Source organism: Pseudomonas sp., assembly GCF_037994325.1.
Classification (GTDB): Bacteria; Pseudomonadota; Gammaproteobacteria; order Pseudomonadales; family Pseudomonadaceae; genus Aquipseudomonas.
The window spans coordinates 1-2,393 of record NZ_JBBNAH010000304.1; the positions used below are offsets into that span (position 1 = coordinate 1).

At 62.1% G+C, this 2,393-nt stretch carries 1 protein-coding gene; it reads left to right on the top strand.

What is annotated here, in order from left to right:
* Positions 1–122: 122 nt before the first annotated feature.
* Positions 123–2,069, top strand: a complete 1,947-nt coding sequence (gene lapD, locus AAAB16_RS10375) for a cyclic di-GMP receptor LapD (RefSeq protein ID WP_340663253.1) — start codon at positions 123–125, stop codon at positions 2,067–2,069.
* Positions 2,070–2,393: the final 324 nt, after the last annotated feature.

The following is a 2,393-nucleotide window of genomic DNA, read 5'->3' on the forward strand; positions in this document are numbered from 1 at the left end:
GTCTGTACCTGCCGGGTTCCACCGGCAAACGCAGTGACAGCAAAAAGCTTTCGCGCTGGCAGGACCTGTTGAAAAAAATGAATGCCGAAGGCTTTGCCGTTGGTGAGGGTTAGGAGAACCTTATGTCGTTACTCAAGCAGCTGTTTCTCGCCATTTGCCTGTTTTTGGTGGTGGCCTTTACCGGCAGTTTTATCACCAGCGTTGAGAGCTCACGCGAGCAGTTGCTCAGCCAGCTGCGCTCCCATGCCCAGGACGCCGCCACCGCCCTGGCGTTGTCGATGACCCCGCATGTGGACGACCCGGCCATGATCGAGCTGATGGTTAGCTCGGTGTTTGACAGCGGTTACTACGCCACCATCCGCGTGGTGCGCATCGACAATGACGCAACCATTGTGGAACGCCGCACAACCACCACCACCGACAATGTACCGAGCTGGTTCGTCAAACTGATCGACCTGCAACCCGAAGGCGGCGACGCCATCATCATGCGCGGCTGGGACCAAGCGGCGCGGGTAGAAGTGCTCAGCCATCCACAATTTGCCATCGCCAAACTCTGGGACAGCGCCCTCGGCAGCGCCGCCTGGTTACTAGTGTGCGGGCTGATCAGCTCAGTGCTTGGCGGTTGGCTGCTGCGCACGCAACTGCGCCCCCTCGACAACATGGTGCAACAAGCCCACGCCATCAGCCGTCGCGAATTTTTCACCCTGCCTCGCGTGCCGCGTACGCCCGAACTGAAACGGGTAGTGCTGGCCATGAACCAGATGGTGGAAAAACTCAAAACCCTGTTTGCCGAAGAAGCCGCACGCAGCGAAAAACTGCGCGAAGAAGCCTACCAAGACACCCTTACCGGCCTGGCCAACCGCCGCCTGTTCGATATCAACCTGGCCAACCAACTGGCCACCCACGAACAGAACGCCGAGGGTTACCTGATCATGTTGCGGGTCAACGACCTCGGTGGCCTGAACCAACGCCTCGGCGGGCAACGTACCGACGCCCTGATCGGCGCCATCGGCGAGCTGCTTAAACGCCTGCTCGAACACCCCGACCGCAGCGACTGGCTGGCCTCGCGCAGCCGTGGCGGCGAATTCACTCTGCTGGCGCCCGGCCTTTCCGGCGAAGACGCCGACCGCCTCGCCCTGCAAATGAGCGACAGCCTGGAAAGCCTGCGCCAGACCGGCGCCAGCGACTGCACCCCAGTCGCCCACATCGGCATCGCCGCCTTCCGCCCTGGCGAAGAAGTAAGCAGCGTCATCAACCGCGGCGACCAAGCCCTGGCCCAAGCACAGAGCAACAGCGCCAAATTCTGGGAACGCCTGGACGACTTCAACGCCGCGCCAAGCCAAAGCCTCAACGACTGGCGCGGCTGGATCGACGACGCGCTGAACAAAGGCAAGCTGGAGTTGTATTTTCAGCCCGTGGTCGACTGCGCCGACCGCCGTCGTGTCCTGCACCACAAAGTGCTGGCGCGCTTGATCGACCCGCAGGGCGAGGCCATTGCTGCCGGGCGTTTCCTGCCGTGGATCGAGCGCCTCGGTTGGACCGCGCGCTTTGACCTGGCCATGCTTAAACACGCCCTCGCCCACCTGGCCGCACACCAGCAGCCGATTGCCCTGAGCTTGTCGGCCGCCACTCTGCGGGAAGCGGATGCCCAGGCACAGCTGATCGCCCTGCTCAAAGAAAACCCCCAGCACGCGGCGTTGATGACCCTGGAAGTGGACGAACGCCACCTGCCGCCACCGGCCGAGCTGGAGCGTTTGAGCCAGGCCGTGCATGGCGCCGGCCTCAATCTGGGCCTGCAGCATTTTGGTGGGCGCTTTAGCTTGATTGGTAACCTGACGCACCTGGGGTTGGCGTATTTGAAAGTGGATGGCACGTATATCCGTGCGATCGACCAGGAAACCGACAAGCGCATGTTTATTGAGGCGATGTTTCGCGCCACCAACAGCATTGATTTGCCGTTGATTGCGGAGATGGTCGAGACCGAGGGCGAGTTGCAGGCGCTTAAGGAGTTGGGGATTAAAGGTGCCATGGGGCGGTTGATTGGGGCGCCTGCGCCTTGGCGGTCTTAAGGCAGCGCCGGCTGTTTGCTCTTGGCTTGGTGGTGTTCTTCTTTGCCGCGTGGGCTGGACGTTTTGTTTTGCGCCTTACGCGCGACCTACTTTTCCAATCGCAGAAAAGTAGGCAAAACGCTTTGCTCCGGGGGGCGGCGTGCAGGGCCATCCTTGGCCCCACGCCTTTCGCGGCTCCTGCCGCTCTACCCCCTGCACAACGCCTGCGCTCGGCCTGCGATGAATGGGGCGGGTAGATCACAAGCCAGATTCAAAAGCCCCTCACCCCCGGCCCCTCTCCCGCTAGCGGGCGAGGGGGGCGTATGGCAACCAGCCCACTCGGTC